Origin of the sequence: Streptomyces sp. NPDC050448, assembly GCF_040655295.1 — a bacterium.
Lineage (GTDB): Bacteria > Actinomycetota > Actinomycetes > Streptomycetales > Streptomycetaceae > Streptomyces.
Window position 1 is genome coordinate 42,227 of sequence record NZ_JBFAJR010000045.1, and the last position, 13,900, is coordinate 56,126.

The 13,900-nt window shown below is 73.1% G+C and carries 16 protein-coding genes; 7 read left to right on the forward strand and 9 right to left on the reverse strand.

Features of this window, described 5'->3' with window-relative positions; genetic code table 11:
- Positions 1-59: 59 nt before the first annotated feature.
- A complete protein-coding gene (locus AB0I68_RS34460; protein ID WP_363181334.1) occupies positions 60-653 on the forward strand; it encodes a hypothetical protein in 594 nt (197 codons plus the stop codon).
- Here AB0I68_RS34460 and AB0I68_RS34465 read toward each other — a convergent pair.
- A complete protein-coding gene (locus tag AB0I68_RS34465) occupies positions 650-955 on the reverse strand; it encodes a hypothetical protein (RefSeq protein WP_363181335.1) in 306 nt (101 codons plus the stop codon). The two genes, AB0I68_RS34460 and AB0I68_RS34465, sit on opposite strands and share 4 nt — an antisense overlap.
- 309 nt (positions 956-1,264) lie before the next feature.
- Between AB0I68_RS34465 and AB0I68_RS34470 the strand changes: the two genes are divergently transcribed.
- Both AB0I68_RS34470 and AB0I68_RS34475 read left to right on the forward strand, forming a co-directional pair.
- Positions 1,265-2,302, forward strand: coding sequence for a rod shape-determining protein (locus AB0I68_RS34470; RefSeq protein WP_363181336.1), 1,038 nt, complete (start codon positions 1,265-1,267; stop codon positions 2,300-2,302).
- Entirely contained in the window at positions 2,299-3,870 is a 1,572-nt protein-coding gene (locus AB0I68_RS34475) for a GAF domain-containing protein (protein ID WP_363181337.1), read from the forward strand. Before AB0I68_RS34470 ends, AB0I68_RS34475 begins: the two co-directional genes overlap by 4 nt.
- On the opposite strand, the gene AB0I68_RS34480 is transcribed toward AB0I68_RS34475, so the two are convergent.
- On the reverse strand, positions 3,867-4,307 hold the full coding sequence (locus AB0I68_RS34480; protein WP_363181338.1) for an Lrp/AsnC family transcriptional regulator: 441 nt from the start codon (positions 4,305-4,307) through the stop codon (positions 3,867-3,869). The two genes, AB0I68_RS34475 and AB0I68_RS34480, sit on opposite strands and share 4 nt — an antisense overlap.
- A gap of 70 nt (positions 4,308-4,377) precedes the next feature.
- Between AB0I68_RS34480 and AB0I68_RS34485 the strand changes: the two genes are divergently transcribed.
- A complete protein-coding gene (locus AB0I68_RS34485) occupies positions 4,378-5,442 on the forward strand; it encodes a hypothetical protein (protein ID WP_363181339.1) in 1,065 nt (354 codons plus the stop codon).
- A 17-nt stretch (positions 5,443-5,459) separates the two neighbouring features.
- Entirely contained in the window at positions 5,460-6,803 is a 1,344-nt protein-coding gene (locus AB0I68_RS34490) for a carboxyl transferase domain-containing protein (RefSeq protein ID WP_363181340.1), read from the forward strand.
- 163 nt (positions 6,804-6,966) lie between these two features.
- On the opposite strand, the gene AB0I68_RS34495 is transcribed toward AB0I68_RS34490, so the two are convergent.
- Both AB0I68_RS34495 and AB0I68_RS34500 read right to left on the reverse strand, forming a co-directional pair.
- Positions 6,967-7,362, reverse strand: coding sequence for an esterase-like activity of phytase family protein (locus AB0I68_RS34495; protein WP_363181341.1), 396 nt, complete (start codon positions 7,360-7,362; stop codon positions 6,967-6,969).
- Positions 7,363-7,494: 132 nt separating this feature from the next.
- Complete coding sequence (locus AB0I68_RS34500) at positions 7,495-8,319, reverse strand: helix-turn-helix domain-containing protein (RefSeq protein ID WP_363181342.1); 825 nt, start codon at positions 8,317-8,319, stop codon at positions 7,495-7,497.
- A 48-nt stretch (positions 8,320-8,367) separates the two neighbouring features.
- Here AB0I68_RS34500 and AB0I68_RS34505 point away from each other — a divergent pair, with 48 nt between their 5' ends.
- A complete protein-coding gene (locus tag AB0I68_RS34505; protein ID WP_363181343.1) occupies positions 8,368-8,748 on the forward strand; it encodes a cupin domain-containing protein in 381 nt (126 codons plus the stop codon).
- Positions 8,749-8,841: 93 nt separating this feature from the next.
- Here AB0I68_RS34505 and AB0I68_RS34510 read toward each other — a convergent pair whose 3' ends face one another.
- Positions 8,842-10,104: an MFS transporter gene (locus tag AB0I68_RS34510; protein WP_363181344.1), complete on the reverse strand. Its 1,263-nt coding sequence runs from the start codon at positions 10,102-10,104 to the stop codon at positions 8,842-8,844.
- A 213-nt stretch (positions 10,105-10,317) separates the two neighbouring features.
- Here AB0I68_RS34510 and AB0I68_RS34515 point away from each other — a divergent pair, with 213 nt between their 5' ends.
- Positions 10,318-11,484, forward strand: coding sequence for a glutamate--cysteine ligase (locus AB0I68_RS34515; protein ID WP_363181345.1), 1,167 nt, complete (start codon positions 10,318-10,320; stop codon positions 11,482-11,484).
- A gap of 109 nt (positions 11,485-11,593) precedes the next feature.
- On the opposite strand, the gene AB0I68_RS34520 is transcribed toward AB0I68_RS34515, so the two are convergent.
- The 4 genes from AB0I68_RS34520 to AB0I68_RS34535 form a co-directional block, all read right to left on the reverse strand.
- A complete protein-coding gene (locus AB0I68_RS34520; protein WP_363181346.1) occupies positions 11,594-11,896 on the reverse strand; it encodes a hypothetical protein in 303 nt (100 codons plus the stop codon).
- Positions 11,897-11,915: 19 nt separating this feature from the next.
- Complete coding sequence (locus AB0I68_RS34525; RefSeq protein WP_363181352.1) at positions 11,916-12,269, reverse strand: hypothetical protein; 354 nt, start codon at positions 12,267-12,269, stop codon at positions 11,916-11,918.
- A 157-nt stretch (positions 12,270-12,426) separates the two neighbouring features.
- Entirely contained in the window at positions 12,427-12,834 is a 408-nt protein-coding gene (locus AB0I68_RS34530) for a PIN domain nuclease (RefSeq protein WP_363181347.1), read from the reverse strand.
- Complete coding sequence (locus tag AB0I68_RS34535) at positions 12,831-13,064, reverse strand: type II toxin-antitoxin system VapB family antitoxin (protein WP_363181351.1); 234 nt, start codon at positions 13,062-13,064, stop codon at positions 12,831-12,833. Before AB0I68_RS34535 ends, AB0I68_RS34530 begins: the two co-directional genes overlap by 4 nt.
- Positions 13,065-13,900 lie beyond the last annotated feature (836 nt).

Genomic DNA, 13,900 nt, shown 5'->3' on the forward strand with positions numbered 1-13,900 from the left:
GTTCCGCGCAACATCCGTATCGCGGGTTCGTAAAGGTCCTGTGTGGAATCGTGGCTTCCATGACTCCGTCAGCACCCTCGGGACCGTTCGGTCCGGCCGCCTTCCAACTGGTGCTGCTGCGCCGGATGGCGGACTTCCAGCCGGACCTCGCCGAGGAGGCGCGGCAGCGGCTGGGCGCCTCGCTCGCCGAGCAGCGGGAGGCGAACAAGCGCTGGCAGGCGATGGTTCGCTCGCCCCGCTCGCGCGGGGCGCTGGCCCGCTACCGCTCGGTGCTGGGCCCGCCGCAGTCCACGGCCGCCCGCACCATCGGCGACCTGGAGTGCGAGGCCCTGCTGTGGCCGGTGCCGCTCTGGCCGGACCTGCGCTTCGAGGTACTGGCCGCGCCGGACGGGGCGGTGTGGAACGAGTGGCTGGTACGGGCCCCGGGCGCGCGGGGGCCCGTACTGGAGGCTGCGGAGGACCTGCGGCCCTGGTCGGCCACGGTGGACGAGGTGGCGCGGGCCTTCGCCCCGGTGCGTCCCATGGAGGGCACCGCGCCGACCCGGTGGCGCCTCGCGTTCACCGCGCAGGGGCGGCCGTGCGTGGCGGAGTTCACGTACGGCCTGCTCCAGCGGGTGTCGGTCGACGGGGTCGAGGTCCAGAGCCGGGCCTAGGTCCAGGTCCAGGCTGGGTCCCGGCCCAGGCCCAACTTCACGTACCAGCGGCCGACGAGCGAGCCGAAGGAGTGCGCCACGATGTCGACCCTGGCGGCCGCGGTCTGCCGGCGGACCTGGTCGACGTACGCGCCGAGCCGCCCGGCCAGCACCTCGTTGACGGACTGGTGCGTGTCGTAGCCCCAGGAGAAGAGGTCCGAGTCGGCGTACCCGGCGGCGCGCAGGTCCTCGCGCAGGCCGCCCCAGACGCCCGGATCGGCGTTGTAGCCGTGGACGAAGACCACTGGGTTGTGCGGCTGCACACCGGCGGCGGCCTGCGCCGGGAAGGGCGCGAGGAGTGCCGGGCAGAGCGCCAGGAGCGCGAGCAGTCTCTGGCGGGGCGTCAGCAGGGGGTCCCCCTTACCTTGTTACGCGCGAGTAAAGCGGAAGGTGCGCGCATCGCGCTGCCTGTCGGTACAGAAATCCACCCCCGTGCAGCACCTCTCGCCCCCGGCGCCACACCCGGCCGGAGCAGCACAACGGGCGATATGGCCCATTCGCCCGAGAAGATATGAAGTGCAACCGGCAGCCGCCGGTCTTCTTGCGTCAGCGCTCTCTCGGGAGGATCTGCCGTGACCGTCAGTCTTGAGCAGTTGCGCCGCTGCCACGTCGCCGTCGACCTGGGAGCCGCCAGGACCCGGGTGTACGTCAAGGGCGCCGGCCTGGTCGTCGACGAGCCCAGCGTCGCCGCCGTGAACACCCGCACCGGTGCACTCATCGCGGTCGGGACCTTCGCCGAACGGATGACGGGCCGTACGCCCGACTACATCCGGGTCGTGCGCCCCGTCTCCGGCGGCACCGTCGTCGACATCGAGATGGCCCAGCGGATGCTGCGCCACCTGCTCGGCGAGAAGCTGCGGCGCGCCCTGCGCCGCAAGCCCCGGCTGCGGGCCGCCGCCTGCACCCCGCACGACGCCGACCCGCTCGCCCAGCGGGCCGCCGTGGAGACGATGGTCGGGCTCGGGGCCCGGCGCGTCGAACTCGTCGACACCCTGATCGCGGCGGCCGTCGGCTGCGGCCTGCCCGTGGAGCAGCCGATCGCGACGATGATCATGGTGTGCGGGGCGGCCGCCACCCAGATCGCCGTCCTCTCCCTCGGCTCGATCGTCACCGCCCAGCGGATCCCGGTCGGGGGCGAGGCCATCGACCACGCCGTCGTCCAGCACCTGCGCCACGCGCACGAACTGATGCTGCCCAGCCAGGCCGTCCGGCCGCTCCAGGTGGCCCTGCACGGCAACGGCATCACCGCCGACGGCCCCACCTCCACCCTCATCCACGGCCGCGACGTGGCCACCGGGCTGGCCCGCTCCGTCCACGTGGACACCGCCGCCGTGCGGGACGCCATCCACACCCCGCTGACCGCCGTGCTCGACGGCATCGGCAAGGTGCTGCGGGACTGCCCGCCGGACCTGGTCGCCGACCTGACGGACCGGGGGATCATGATGGTGGGAGGCAGCGCCCTGCTGCCGGGCCTGGACCAGATGCTGCGCGACGCCACCGGCATGCCCGTCGCCATCGCGGAACGGCCGGACGTGTGCGCCGTGCTCGGTCTCGGCATGATGCTCGAAGGGAAGATCGCCCCGATGGTCCTCAACCCTCTGACCGAATGACGGACACGGCGCCCGGGCCGGCCGGTCCCGGGCGACGGGCCAGTCTGCCCGTACTCCTGGAGGCGGTGCTCGGCGTCGGCTCCCAACTGGAGCTGCAGGCCACCCTCCAGCACATCGTGGACTCGGCGACCGAGCTGTGCGCGGCCCGGTACGGAGCGCTCGGGGTCGTCGACCCCGAGCGCCTCCGGCTGACCGGGCTGTACACGACGGGACTGAGCGAGGCGGAGCGCGCCTCGATCCCCCGCCTGCCCGACGGGCGTTCGGGCCTGATCGGCGCGCTGATCACCGGTCCGCGCCCGCTGAAGCCGGAGGACCTGTCGAAGGATCCGCGCTCGGCGGGGTTCCCGCCGGGCCATCCCCCCATGCGCAGCTTCCTCGGTGTCCCCATCCGGGTCCACACGGAGGTCTTCGGCAACCTCTACCTCACCGAGAAGCGGTGCGGCGGGCCGTTCACGGACGAGGACCTCGCACTGGTGCGGGTCCTGGCCTCCCAGGCGGGGATAGCGATCGGCAACGCGCGGCTGTACGAGACGGCGCGCCGCCGGGAGGGCTGGATCGAGGGCGCCGCCGCAGTCACCACGACCCTGCTGGCGGGCCGGCCGGCCGCGGACGCGCTGATGTGCGTGGCCGAACGGGCCCGGCTGCTCGCGGACGCGGCGGCCGGCGTGGTCCTCCAGCCGACCCCGGAGGGCGGCATGGAGATCGTGGCCGCCTCCACGCACGGGGACCCGGGGGACCTGGTCGGCACGGCCATCGCGCCGGGTTCGGCGGTCCTGGAACAGCTCCTCGGCGGCGAACCGGTCTTCATCGAGGGCTGCGCCACGGACCCCCGGATGACGACGCATGTGCGGGAACGTTTCGGCCCGAGCATGATGCTCCCCCTCCAGAGCGGCGGCCAGCTGATCGGCGCCCTCGCGCTGCCGCGCGCCCGGGGCGGGCGCCCGTACGACGCCGTGGACCGGCTGCTGGCCTCGCAGTTCGCCTCCCAGGCCGCGCTGGCCCTCGTACTGGCGGATGCGCAGCGCGACCGGGAGCAGCTGGCCGTCTACGAGGACCGCGACCGGATTGCGCGGGACCTGCACGATCTGGTGGTCCAGCGGCTGTTCGCGACGGAGATGATGCTGGAGAGCACGAAGAAGCGGTCGGCGTCCGCGCCGTCCGGGGACACGGTGGGCGACGAACTCGGCCGGGCTGTGGACGAACTCGACTCCACCATCCAGGAGGTCCGCACCGCCATCTTCGCGCTCCAGCAACCGCCGACCGACGCCCCGACGGCCTTCCGGGGCCGGGTCCTGCGGGAGACGGGCGGGGCGGCGGCCCTGCTGGGCTTCCAGCCCTCGGTGCAGTTCACGGGCGCGGTGGACACCCTGCTCCCGGAGCCGGTGGCGGGCGCCCTCCTCGCCGCCCTGCGCGGCGCCCTGGCCGCGGCCCACCGGCGCTCGGAGGTCGGTTCGATCGAGGTCGAGGTGGACGCGACCCCGACCCGGGTCGGCCTGACGGTCACGGACGACGGCCGTACGGAGGCGGGGACACGGGGGACGACGCTGAGGTGGGAGTCGGCGCTCTAGAACCCTGCGTGCCGGTGGGCGGCCCGGAGCGCGATCCGGGTACTGGACTGGGCCACCCCGGCCTCCCGCTTGAGCCGGCGCAGCAGCGCGTCGAGCGCGGCGGGATCGGCGGCCCGGGCCCGCACGAGGTAGTCGTACTCCCCCGTCACGTGCACCACTTCGGTGATCCCGGGAAGGGTGGCGACCCGCTGCTCGAACTCCTCGTTGGTCGTGTCCTGCCGCAGGACGAGGTCGATGAAGACCACGAGCCCGCCCCGGGTGTCGGCGGCCGGATCCACGATGACGGTGAACCCGCGGATCACCCCGTCCCGCCGCATCCGGCGCACCCGGTCGGCGGTGGCGTTGGCACTGAGCCCGACGCGGACGCCGAGATCGCGGTAGGAGATCCGCGCATCCTGCTGGAGGATGCCGAGGATTTCCCTGTCGAGGCGGTCCATACCGCGATTCTCGCAGCCGGGGCCGGAACAGGGCCCACGACCCGGGCCCCCGCACCCCACCCTCCCCTCCATGAGCGAACTTCTCTCCCCCGCCCTGTCGGGCGCGGTCGCGGGCCTGGGCGTGGCGATGCCGATGGGTGCGATGAGCGTGCTGCTGCTCCAGGAGGCGATGCGGCGCCGCCGCACGGCGATGGCCGCGGCGGCGGGCATCGCCACGGTCGACCTCGGCTACGCGGCCCTGGCCGCCGCGCTGGGCCCGTGGGTGGCCTCCCACGTCTCCCCGGTCGAGGCCTGGATCCGCCTGGCCTCGGCGGCGATCCTCCTGTGCATCGCCGCCCACGGCCTCCACTTCACCCCCTCGGGCCCGAGACACAGCCCCAACCTTTCAGCCCCGCCGGCGCTTGAGGCGCGGGGCCTGGGGCGAAGCGCCCCCGATCCCTCAGCCCCACCGCCGCTTGAAGCACGGAGCCTGGGGCAGGGCCCCGACCCTTCAGCCCCACCGGCGTTCGAGCCGCGGGGCCTGGAGCGGAGCCCCGACCCCTCAGCCCCACCGGCGTTCGAGCCGCGGGGCCTGGAGCGGAGCCCCGATCCCTCAGCCCCACCGGCGCTTGAGGCGCGGGGCCTGGAGCGGAGCCCCGGTTTCGGGAAGGGGCGGGGTGGGGAACTGCCGCCCGCAGGGCCCGAACTCACAGACCAGCCCGAGTCTCGCCCCGCAGCGGACCCCCTGGCGGGGCCCGGGGCCGAGCCCGGGGTGGGCACCGGGGCCGAGCCGTGGACTGGGGCCGGAGCCGGGGCTCGGGCCAGGGCCCGGGCCGGAGCCGGGGCCGGGGCCGGGGCGGTCAGGGTGTACGGGCGGTACGTCGGCCTGACCGCCGTGAACCCCACCACCGCCCTCTACTTCGCCGCCCTCACCACCGCCCAGGCCTCCGCCCTCACCACCCCCGCCACCGCCGCCGCCTTCCTCACCGGAGTCGCCACCGCCTCCCTCCTCTGGCAGCAGACCCTCGTCGCCGTCGGCGCCTTCGCCGGCCGCACGATCTCCCCCACCGCCCGCGCCTGGACCTTCCGCCTCGGCTACGGCCTCGTCGCGGCCTACGCCCTGAAGATCGCCTTCCCCCTGCCCCGCCTGACATGACGCCCTAGGGTGATCCCGTGACGACGACCCGCCTCTCGGCCCGCGCGGCCATCGCCTCCGTGACCGACCCCGGCAGCTTCGCCGAACTTCCCGCGTCCCACCGGGAGTCGGCCCCCGACGGCCCCCTCACCTGGGTCGGCTACGACGACTCCCGCTCCCGCGCCGCGACGCGGACCGGCGAACAGGAGTCCGTCGTCACCGGAACCGCCCTCGTCGGCGGCAGCCAAGCCGCCGTGATCTCCTTCGAGTTCGGCTTCCTCGGGGGCTCCCTCGGCGAACGCACCGGAGACCGGCTCGAAGCCGCGTACACGTACGCTCGCGAACACCGCCTCCCCCTCGTGTCCCTGATCGCCACCGGCGGCTCCCGGATGCAGGAGGGCATGCTCGCGCTGACCCAACTCCAGCGCGTGGCCCGCCAGTCCGTCCTGACCCGGGCCGCCGGGCTCCCGCAGATCGCCGTCCTCCGCGATCCCACCACCGGCGGCGGCTGGGCCACGCTCGGCGCCGGGGCGGACGTCGTGCTCGCGCTCCCGGGTGCGCAGGTCGGCTTCGCGGGCTCCCGGGTCCGGCCGGCGGACGCGGACCCGGCGGCGTACACCGCCGAGGGCCAGTACGCCGCCGGGCAGGTCGACGCGGTGGTCCCGGCCGCCGAGCTGCCCGCGACCCTGGCCGACTGGCTCCGCGTCCTGGCCGCGCCCCGCTCCGCCGAGCCGGTCGAGCCGCCGGCGGCGCTCTCGGACGTACCGCCCCCGGCCACCGGCTGGGACGCCGTGCAGCAGGCCCGCCACCCGGACCGGCCGCGCGCCGAGGCGTACCTGGACGCGTACTTCGCGCTCCGCCTCCCCCTCTCCGGGGACCGGGCGGGGGGCACGGACCCCGGGATGCTGTGCGGATTCGGGCTGCGGGAGGGGCGGGCCGTCGCGTACGCCGCCCAGTGCGGCACCGCGACCCGCCCGGCGGGCTACCGTACGGCCGCCCGCGTGATCCGCCTCGCGGACCGCCTCGGCATCCCCGTACTCACCCTGGTGGACACCCCCGGCGCGGCCAACGACGCCGCGGCGGAGGGCGCGGGCGCCGGAGCGGCCATCGCGGACACCTTCGCGGCGGTCGCGGCGGCCGGGGTCCCGGTGACCACCCTCCTGATCGGCGAGGGGGGCTCGGGCGGAGCCCTTGCGCTGGCCGCGCCGGGGAACACCTGGGTCACGCCGGACAGCTACTTCTCGGTGATCGCCCCCGAACTGGCCGCGGCCATCCTGAAGCGCCCCCCGTCCGAGGCTCCGTCCACGGCGGACCAACTCCGCATCCGCCCCCAGGACCTCGTCGCCCTCGGCGTCTCGCGCGGCGTGGTCGGCCCCGCCTGAATCCGCCTGCCCGCTCCCACCCCGCCCCCGCCCCGGCAGCGGCGGCCCCAGCACCGCCGCTGCGGCACCCGCACGTCCACCGCATACAGCCGCGTCACCTGCTGCGGCAGCTCGTTGTCATCGCTGACCAGCGGCAACCGCACCCGGCCCGCGGCGCGCCCGGTCACCGCCAGCCCCTCCACGTTGTCCACCAGCGGATGGTTCTGCGGCAGCTTGGACGGCGCCCCCGAGCGTCGGGCAGGGTTCGCGGTGGCGCGGCCCTCCGGGACCGGCGGAACGCCTCCGGCACCGGCAGCGTGCCCAGCACCTCCCCCGCCCGGCCGTACCGCCGGACGGCGGGCGCGAACTGGTCGGTGACCGGGTACGAGCCGTCCCGGTCGACGACGATCCCCTCGGAGTCGAGGACCTTGCCCCCGCCGTCGGCCGGCGGCCGCCAGGCCGTGGCCCCGGCCGTCGGGGTGTCCCCGCGCTCCACGTCCGGCGTGCACAGCGCCGACCGGTCGGAGATGCCGGCGACCGTCCCGTCCCGGGCGAGGGCGAGCCCGGAGATCCCGCCCACCAGCCGTCCGTCGACCGTGGTCTTGTCGAGGGCATCGCAGTAGCCGGCGACCGACAGGTACGGCGAGCAGGCGTGGGACCGGTCCTCCGCAGCCGCTCCGGCCGGCGGGGCGACCGCCCCGGAGACTCCCGTTCACGCCCGCCCTGATCGGGCGAACCGTGCCGGGCTGATCCCCACGTACCGCCCGAAGTGCCGTGTCAGATGCGCCTGGTCGTAGAACCCGGCCGCCGTGGCCGCCGCGGCCGGCCGCATCCCGGCCAGCAACAGCCGCCGCGCCCGGGCCACCCGCCGTCCGGTCAGATACGCGTGCGGCGGCAGCCCGTACGCCTTCCGGAAGCTGCGGATCAGGTGCGTGGGATGGACGTGCCCCAGCGCCGCCGCTGCCTCCTCCAGGGCGATCCCCTCGACGACCCGCGCATCGAGCAGCTCGCGCAGCCGTACGGCGAGTCCCGCGCCGGGCTCGTCGCCGGGGGCGGTCTCCCGTCCGGCCAGCCGCATGCGCAGCCTCTCTCGTACGAAGGCCAGCCGCGACTCCGCCTCGAAGGACTCGGCCCGCGAGCGCACCGAGCCCAGCGCGAGGTGCAGTCCGTGGACGCGCTCCCGCAGCGCGCGGTCGAACAGCAGCGGCGAGTCGACGGCGGCGCCGGTCAGGTGCTCCGGGAGGACGGAGGTGTCGAGGTAGAGCACCCGCTTGCGGAAGCCGGCCTCGGTGACGGTCCGCCCGTCGTGCACGACCCCGGGCGGCAGCAGGACCACGGTGTCCGAGACCCCGACGCCGTGCCGCTCCCGGTCCAGCGCGAAGTCGACGCGGCCGCCGTCCAGGATCATCAGCGCCCAGGTGTCGTGTACATGCGCCGGGTACGCGTGGTCGGTGAAACGGGCGTGGAAGACCTCGGCGATGCCGGCAACCGACGGCTGCCAGGCGGAGACGGTGCTGCGCGGATGGTTCGCGGCCATGCCAGGAACGTACAAGACGGCCCCACCCCGCTGCGGCAGCCTTTCCCCATGACAACGCACCCGACGCATCCCGCCCGCCCGGTGAACATCGCGCAGAAGCTGTCCGCGTTCGACGAGCAGTGGGCCCCGCGCCGCATCGCCCGGATCAACGACTACGAGGTCAAGGCCGCCAAGCTCCAGGGCGAGTTCGTCTGGCACACCCACGAGGACACCGACGAGCTGTTCCTCGTCGTCAGCGGGACCCTCACGATCCGCCTCCGCGAGGGGGACGTGGTCCTCGGCCCCGGCGAGCTGTACGTCGTCCCGCGCGGGGTCGAGCACTGCCCGGCGGCGGACGAGGAGGTCTCGATCCTGCTGTTCGAGCCGGCCGGCACGGTCAACACGGGCGATGCGGGCGGCGAGCGCACCCGGGAACCGGTCGACGCCTGAGCGGTCCCGGGACGCCACGCCTGAGCGCTCCCGGGGCGCCACGCGCCACGCCCGGGCCGCCACGCGTCACGCCCGGGCCGCATCGGGTCGTCCTCACGCCTGCGGCGACCTCGCGTCGTACCGGGCGAACCCGTGCCAGCGCGCCGCGAGCAGGGCCAGCACCAGGACGCACCCGAGCCCGCCGCCCGTGACGGCCACGGTCGGGGAGGTGAGGTCGGCGACGGTCCCGGCGAGGAAGTCCCCGAGCCGGGGCCCGCCCGCGACGACCACGATGAAGACGCCCTGGAGGCGGCCGCGCATCTCGTCCGGGGTCGCGGCCTGCATCATCGTGGAGCGGAACACCATGGAGATGGTGTCGGCGCAGCCGGCCAGGGCCAGGAAGAAAAGCCCGAGCCACAGGTTCCGGGTGAGTCCGAAGACGGCGATGGCCAGCCCCCAGGCGGCCACGGAGATCAGGATCGCCAGCCCGTGCCGGCGGATCCGGCCCTGCCAGCCGGAGAAGAGCCCGCCGAGCAGCGCCCCGACGGCGGGCGCGGCCACCAGCAGGCCGACGGTCTTGGCGTCGCCGCCGTACCAGAGCACGGCGATGGCCGGGAACAGCGCCTTCGGCTGGGCCAGCACCATGGCGGCCATGTCGGAGAAGAAGGTCATCCGGATGTTCGGCCGGGTGCCGAGGAAGCGGAGCCCGTCCAGTACGGAGGCCCGTCCCCGCTTGCCGCTCTCCCGCTCGGGGAGCATCGCCGGCAGCCGCCACACCGCGTAGAGCGCGGCGCAGAACGTGACGGCGTCGATCAGGTACGCGGCCTGATAGCCCCACCAGCCGACGGCGAGCCCGCCGAGCACCGGGCCGATCATCGTCCCGGAGGTCATCGTGACCGAGTTCAGCGCGTTGGCGGCGGGCAGCTGCTCGGCCGGCAGCAGCCGCGGGATCATGGCCGACCGGGCGGGCCCGTTGAGGGCGCCGCAGACCGCCTGGAGCGCGACGACCGAGTACAGCAGCCAGAGCCGGTGGTAGTCGAGCAGCGCGGCGCCGGCCAGCGCGATCGACAGGGCCGTCAGGCCGAGGGAGCTGTACAGGCCGAGCTTGCGCCGATCCACGGTGTCGGCGATGGCCCCGCCGTAGAGCCCGAAGACGACGAGCGGGACGAGGGAGAAGAGTCCGACGAGCCCGACGGAGAAGCTGGACCGGGTGATGTCGTAGACCTGGAGCGAGATCGCGAGGGCGGTCATCGCCTGGCCCATCCAGGAGATGGTGCCGCCGACCCACAGCCGCCGGTAGTCCGGCGACGTGCGCAGCGGGGTCAGGTCGGCGAATATCCGCGTCGGGCGTCGGGTGGGTGTACTCGTACCGGTCACAGCGGATGATAACCGGCGGCCGGTCGGCGGCCCGGGGCCGATTCGGCCGGTTCACGCACCCGCACCAGTCGCCCCACCCGGATCCGCGGTCTCAGACAGAGCCGGTCCTTGCCGGTAACTCGCCACAGTCACCGGACATTTGACTGAATCGACGTGCGCTCCCCTCCTCGTGTTCAGCTCATGATGAAAGACTCGTATGTCCAGGGAGGCGTAGTGATCGAACCTGGCAACAGCACCACGAGCACCGGCAGCGAGGACAACGGAGTCCACGCCACCCCTCTCACGGCCCAGCTGACCGTCGGTGTCGAGGAGGAGTTCCTCCTCGTCGACGCCCGCACCTTCCGGGTGGTCCCGGCCGCCCCGCTCGTCCTGGCCACCGCCGCGGGCCTGCCCCACGAGGTACACCCCGAGGGCACCCGCTACCAGGTGGAGATCTCCACCCCGGTCGCCGATTCGGCGCCCGTGCTGCGCGAGGAGCTCGCCACCCTGCGGCGCACCCTCGCCCGGGCGGCCCGCGCCCACGGCTGCCGGCTGCTGGCCGCGCCCTCGCCGGTCGTGGCCGTGCAGGGGCCGCTGCACCTGACCGACGACGAGCCGCGCCAGCGCGAGCAGCACCGCCGTTTCGGCGCGCTCACCGACACCCTGGTCAGCTGCGGCCGCCACATCCACATCGGCACCCTCGACGTGGACACGGCGGTGGCAGTGTCGAACCGGGTCAGACCGTGGCTGCCCACGCTGATCGCGCTGGCCGCCAACTCGCCCTTCTGGGGCGGCCGTGACACGGGTCACGCCAGCTGGCGGGCGATGGCCTGGTCGGGCTGGCCCTCGGCGGGCCTGCCCCCGCACTTCACGTCCACGGCCCACTTCCGGCGCTCGGTGCAGACCCTGCTCGGTTCCGGGGCGGCCCTGGACACGAAGATGGTCTATTGGGACCTCCGCCCGTCCGGGCACTGGCCGACGCTCGAGATCCGGGCGCCCGACATGTCCCCGGACATCGACACGGCGATCCTCCAGGCCGAGCTGGTCCGCGCCCTGGTGGCCACCATCCTGCGGGACATCGCGGAGCAGCGACCCGAACCGGCGCTGCGGGACGACGTACTGCGCCTCGCGCGCTGGCGGGCGGCCCACGACGGACTGGAGGGCTTCGGCCTCGACCCGTACACGGGGGCGGAACTCCCGGCGGCGGACCTGGCGGAGGCCCTGCTGGACCTGGCCGCCCCGGAACTTGCGGCGGCGGGCGAGCTCGACCACGCGGCCAAAACCCTGGGAGGCCTCTTGCGCGACGGCTCGGGCGCCCACCGCCAACGCGCGGCCTACGCCCGGCGCCAGGACCTGAACGACGTACTGCACCACTTGGCGGACGAAACGGAGAACTTCTAGCCCCGAAACGCCAAAGCCGCAGGCGAGAAGGCTCCTTCGCCTGCGGCCCGCAGCGGTTTCGGACGGGACTCGCAACGCCGACCGCCGGATGGGCGGCGATTCGCTCCCGTCAGCCGATGACCACGCGGAAGCTGCTCCCGTTGCGCGGGCCGAGCCGTGCGGTCACTCGGAGTTCAGGCATCGAACCGTCCACCGTGAACTCCTCGCGCCCCACGCCCAACCGGGCCGTCCGCTGTCCGCGATAGCGGAAGTACACCGCCAGACGATGCGCCCCCGCCTCAATGGGGACTTCCGTCGTTCCCCACGCCGCTTCCCGCTCGATGCCGTCGATCTCCACCAGTGGCCTGGTGAACACGCGATGGAATGGCAGCGCGATCAGCGAAGGCCGGATGCGCACCAGCATTTTCGTCATCAGTGAATCCTTCGATCGATCAGGAGGTGACGGTGCTTACCACCGCTCCGCCGTTGCCCGCAAGGCCTGCGAGGGACAGGTGCAGGACGCTCCGGTCCCCGAGGTCACGCGCCCTCGGCTCGTCACGGCCTTCCTTGCCCACCTCGAGGCCACGGGCCTGGAGTGACGTCTGCCCACGCGGCAGGCCCGGAAGGCATTGCAGGAGCACGTCCAGGGACGTGATCGGCGGGCTGAACACTGCGCCGATCAAGCGGCGGATCTCCGGGATGATGAGGTCGACCGGCTCACTGCTTCGGGCGGGCCGATTCGGGTCCGCGGGTCGGGTTGACCTCACGTCGTCGACGGCCGCCGCCAGGATCGCGAGAGCGAGCACGGCCAGGGGGATGTGTCGGTGCCAGGCGGTCCAGGTGCGGACCTGGTAGTGGTCCAGGCCAGAACCTCGACCAGAGTTCCCGCCTCCGATTTCTGCACGGCGAGGCGATGGCCATGTCTTCTGATCTGATGAGGAGTGCGCAGTGCCCGCGTCCGGCTCAGGTGCGGATGTCCCGCTGCTGCACATCCTTGAGGACACTCGCCACGGCTGCGAAGTCGTTGTCCACGTGGAGCACAGTGTGGCCGTGGTGGACCGCGGTCGCGCACACCAACAGGTCGATCGGCCCGGCGGCACGGTGCTGGCCGCGCTGGGTGAGCCTGTACTGGGCAGTGTCCACCCAGCGCCACGCGTTCTTCGGCACCGCGGACAGTGGACACAACGCATCCAACTCCTCGGCCAGCTCATCCCTGTGGGGCGGGCTGGTGGCCGAGTACAGGAACTCGGTCCTCGTGGGCTCGCAGACACGGAACACCCCCGCGGCGATATGCACCTCCCAAGGCTGCAGCGCCCCCGGAGTACGAAACAGATGCCACAGCGCAGAGGTGTCGAGCAGGTAGGAGATCACTCGAAGGCCGCCCGCCGCGCCTGCTTCGCAGCGTCGTATGCGGCAGCGGCCTGCTCAAACTCGCCCCGCGCCCCGCGGGCAGCCAGCCTCTCCGCGGCCTCCAGCCGCCGCACCCGGTTCACGTAGTCCTTCAAGGCCGCGTTGACCGTCTCCTTCTTCGTCGTGACGCCCATCAACCGCATGGCCTCAGCGAGCGCCTCGTCATCGAGATCAATCTGGGTCACCGACACAGCAATCACCTCCTTGAGGGCAATGTATGCATCCACGATACATCGCCAACATTCATCGCGGCAGGGGAGGAAAATCCCGCTGCTGCTGAAGACGGGGCCTGCTTGCTTCAGATGTGCGACCGCCACCAGCGGCGCGTTCGAGATCAGGGTCAATCAGGGGAAGATCAGCCCCGACCCACCCGACCGCAGGGTCCAACTCGGGCATCTGGCGGCCAAACCGCCCTGCTCGCACAGCGGACCTGATCCCGCAGTTGAGACTTGCCTCAACCGGGCCGCACTTCAGGTCATTTGGACTGCGTCCGACATGACGGACATCGACGTCCACAGGGCGTCCTGTCGACCATGAAACCTTGATCAGCAGGAGCCGTCAGGACCCGGAGCTTCCGGCCCTGCCAGCTAAGACGCTGGTCAGAACGTTTCTGCTCCATCGAGCGGTGGTGGGGCGGGTGGGACTCGAACCCATTTCAGTGACGCGTCTCACCTGCGAAAATGCCGAAGGACCGGACATATCTATCCGTTTCCATCCGGCTGTGTCCTCCTCGATCCCGCTCCATCGAGGGCCGTTAGGCGTTCGCCACACCGACTTCTCGGCGTCCCGCACTTCTACCGCAACCGCGAAGCTCAGGAAGGCTCTTCCGGCTAGCGTCCCCGAAGCACCGCACAAGTTGCCACGGGTCCCCCACGCCTTGGCGCAAGGCCACCCCTCGCTCACAGTCACTTTGCGTAACGCCGCCCGTGGCCGAGCAATGCTCAGGACCTGTGGATCGGTTCCGGGAAGGCACGCGGAGGGCGTACCTTCCCGCATGATCCCTTGAAGGTCTCCGAGTAGGCCCGCG

Bases quoted from the DNA above. Each gene is read 5' to 3' on its own strand.
- AB0I68_RS34460 (WP_363181334.1), top strand. From the start codon at position 60: ATGACTCCGTCAGCACCCTCGGGACCGTTCGGTCCGGCCGCCTTCCAA.
- AB0I68_RS34475 (WP_363181337.1), top strand. From the start codon at position 2,299: ATGACGGACACGGCGCCCGGGCCGGCCGGTCCCGGGCGACGGGCCAGT.
- AB0I68_RS34480 (WP_363181338.1), bottom strand. From the start codon at position 4,307: ATGGACCGCCTCGACAGGGAAATCCTCGGCATCCTCCAGCAGGATGCG.
- AB0I68_RS34485 (WP_363181339.1), top strand. From the start codon at position 4,378: ATGAGCGAACTTCTCTCCCCCGCCCTGTCGGGCGCGGTCGCGGGCCTG.
- AB0I68_RS34500 (WP_363181342.1), bottom strand. From the start codon at position 8,319: ATGGCCGCGAACCATCCGCGCAGCACCGTCTCCGCCTGGCAGCCGTCG.
- AB0I68_RS34505 (WP_363181343.1), top strand. From the start codon at position 8,368: ATGACAACGCACCCGACGCATCCCGCCCGCCCGGTGAACATCGCGCAG.
- AB0I68_RS34520 (WP_363181346.1), bottom strand. From the start codon at position 11,896: ATGACGAAAATGCTGGTGCGCATCCGGCCTTCGCTGATCGCGCTGCCA.